The 2,671-nt window shown below is 69.9% G+C and carries 3 protein-coding genes; 1 reads left to right on the top strand and 2 read right to left on the bottom strand.

What is annotated here, in order from left to right:
* Positions 1-25 precede the first annotated feature (25 nt).
* Positions 26-298 (bottom strand): twin-arginine translocase TatA/TatE family subunit, encoded by a 273-nt coding sequence (locus HMPREF0731_RS19225; RefSeq protein ID WP_007005879.1) that lies wholly within the window; start codon positions 296-298, stop codon positions 26-28.
* A gap of 341 nt (positions 299-639) precedes the next feature.
* On the opposite strand from HMPREF0731_RS19225, the gene HMPREF0731_RS19220 reads away from it, so the two are divergent.
* Positions 640-1,608, top strand: a complete 969-nt coding sequence (locus HMPREF0731_RS19220; RefSeq protein WP_007005878.1) for a TerC family protein — start codon at positions 640-642, stop codon at positions 1,606-1,608.
* A gap of 155 nt (positions 1,609-1,763) precedes the next feature.
* On the opposite strand, the gene HMPREF0731_RS19215 is transcribed toward HMPREF0731_RS19220, so the two are convergent.
* Positions 1,764-2,671, bottom strand: a 908-nt coding sequence (locus tag HMPREF0731_RS19215) for a Bug family tripartite tricarboxylate transporter substrate binding protein (protein WP_007005877.1), incomplete at its 5' end; no start/stop codon positions are given.

The raw sequence follows: 2,671 nt of genomic DNA, 5'->3' as shown, positions 1-2,671 counted from the left end.
CGGGGCAGGCCCGCGCCGCGGCGCCTCAGGCGGCGGGGTGGGAGGAGTTGGAGGTGCGCGGCTCGGTGCTGGTGGCGCGCGCCTGGGCGGCCGGGCCCGAGAGGTTGCCGGCCGGCTGGGAGGGGGGCGCCTCGGCCGCCATGGAGGCGTCCTTGTCGTCATCCTCCTTCATGTTCTGCTTGAAGGACTTGATGCCCTTCGCGAGGTCGCCCATCAGGCCGCTGATCTTGCCGCCGCCGAACAGCAGCAGGACCACGAGCAGCACGACAAGCCAGTGCCAGATGCTGAAGGAACCCATAGATAAGCCTCGATCCAATTGGGCGGCCGCCGCACCGGAGGAGTGTCCTCCGCCAGCCGGACCGCGTCTCCTCGCCTTCGATGGCCGACACTAGTGTCCCGCACACCATCGCGCAAAGGGGAGATGGCGTGAATCACGCCGGGAAACAACCGCTCTTGCGCGCGGATGAAGCTTCCGCCATAATTTAATCGATCCGGGCCCCTCTGGCGATCCGGCGTGGGCCATGACAGCCCCGCCATCGCGATGTCGGATCGACTTCTCGCGCAATCCGGGCCCGGTGCGCATCTCCGCCGCTGAGACAGCGCGTGCGGCCGGCCCCCCTGTTGAGGAGCCGTGCCCGAATGGAAGCCTCCATCTGGTTCTGGGTGATATTCAACGCAGGCGTGCTCGGCCTGCTGCTGCTCGATCTCGGCGTCTTCGCCAAGAAGGACGCGCATGGCGACCCCGCCCCCGTCCCGGTCAAGACCGCGCTGATCAAATCCGCCGCCTATGTGACGCTGGCGCTGCTGTTCTTCGTCTGGCTGCGGCTGAACTATGGCGAGACGCCGGAGATCCGCTCCGCCAAGAGCCTGGAATTCCTCACCGGCTACGTCATCGAGTGGTCGCTCTCGGTCGACAACATCTTCGTCTTCGTGCTGATCTTCGCCAAGTTCGGTGTGCCGGCCGCCTACCAGCACCGCGTGCTGTTCTGGGGCATCATCGGCGCGCTGGTGATGCGCGGCGTGATGATCCTGGTCGGCACCGCGCTGATCCGCGAATTCGACTGGGTGATGATCATCTTCGGCCTGTTCCTGGTCTATAGCGGCTGGCAGATGCTGCGCGCCGCCGATGAGGAGCCGGACCCGTCGGACAACAAGATCCTGGCCTGGCTGCGCAAGCGCCTGCCGGTGACCGATGGCTATCACGGCAAGGCCTTCACCGTGCGCCAGGCCGGCAAGCTGATGGTCACGCCGCTGGCCCTGGTGCTGATCCTGGTCGAGCTGACCGACCTGGTCTTCGCCCTCGACAGCATCCCGGCGATCTTCGCGGTCTCGACCGACCCGTTCATCGTCTACACCGCGAATGTCTTCGCCATCCTCGGCCTGCGCGCCATGTACTTCGCCCTGGCCGGCGTCATCCACCGCTTCAAGTACCTGAAGCACGGGCTGTCGATCGTGCTGATGGTGGTGGGCGCCAAGATGCTGGCCAACTGGTTCGCCGGCGGCAAGGCGGTGCCGGTGGAATACGCCCTGGCGCTGACCGCCTCGATCATCGCCGGCTCCATCGCGCTGTCGCTGTGGAAGACCCGCGGCGAGCAGCCGCAGCACTGACCACGCCTGGCCGGGGGTGGCGGCGCCGCCCCCGGCCCTCCCACGGCTTCCTCCTCACGCGGGCAGGTCCCTCCTCCCTGCCCGGGCCCGGAACGACGAAGGGGGGAGGCTCACGCCTCCCCCCTTGCCATGTCCGGCCTCAGCGGCGCGGCGCCTCAGCCATCGGCGCGGATGCCGAGCCGCTCGATCATGCCACCCCAGCGCGCCGTCTCCTCGGCCACCCAGGCGGCCAGCTCGCGCGGGCCGCTGCCGATGATCTCGAACCCGGCCGTGTCCATCGCCTGCCGCACCGAGGGCTGCGCCAGCGCCGCGCGCGCCTCGGCCGCCAGCCGCTCGACATGGGCCGCCGGCATCGAGGACGGCGCCACCAGGGCGTTCCAGGCATAGGAGGTGGCGCCGGACAGCCCGGACTCGATCAGCGTCGGCACCTGCGGCAGCAGCGGCAGGCGCTGCTCCGAGGTCACGGCGAGCGCCCGCACCTTCTCCTCGCGGATCTGCGGCAGGATGCCGGCCACGGTCAGGATGACGGCGCTGATCCGCCCCGCCACCAGGTCCAGCACCGCCTGCGGGAAGCCGCGATAGGGCACGTGCTCCAGCTGGATGCCGGTGCGGCTGGCGATGTCCACCATCGCCAGGTGCCCGCCCGAGCCGGCCCCCACCGAGCCATAGGTCAGCATGCCGGGCTGCTTGCGGGCGTGTTCGACGAAGTCCTGGAAGCTGCGCACCGGCAGCTCCGGATGCACCACCAGCACCTGCCCGGCGCGCGCCAGCCAGGAGACCGGGGCGAGGTCCTTCTGCGGGTCGTAGGGCAGGCTCGGGTACAGCGCCTTGGCGGTGGCCAGCGGCCCGTTGATGGTCAGGCCGAAGGTGTGGCCGTCGGTCGCCTTGGCCACCATGTCGGTGCCGATATTGCCGCCGGCGCCGGCGCGGTTGTCGACCACGCAGGGCTGGCCCAGCGCGCTGCTGTAATGCGGCGCCAGCAGCCGGCCGAGCAGGTCCGGGGTGGAGCCGGCCGGGAAGGGCACCACCAGCCGCAGCGGCCGGTCCGGCCAGGGGGCCTGCG

Source organism: Pseudoroseomonas cervicalis ATCC 49957 (assembly GCF_000164635.1).
GTDB classification, from domain to species: Bacteria; Pseudomonadota; Alphaproteobacteria; order Acetobacterales; family Acetobacteraceae; genus Pseudoroseomonas; species Pseudoroseomonas cervicalis.
The sequence above is the reverse complement of the archived record's forward strand: the minus strand, read 5'-3'. Positions and strand labels throughout refer to the sequence as shown.

What these genes read in the sequence shown, in the direction of transcription:
- HMPREF0731_RS19225 (WP_007005879.1), bottom strand. Translation starts at nt 298, where the DNA reads ATGGGTTCCTTCAGCATCTGGCACTGGCTTGTCGTGCTGCTCGTGGTC.
- HMPREF0731_RS19220 (WP_007005878.1), top strand. Translation starts at nt 640, where the DNA reads ATGGAAGCCTCCATCTGGTTCTGGGTGATATTCAACGCAGGCGTGCTC.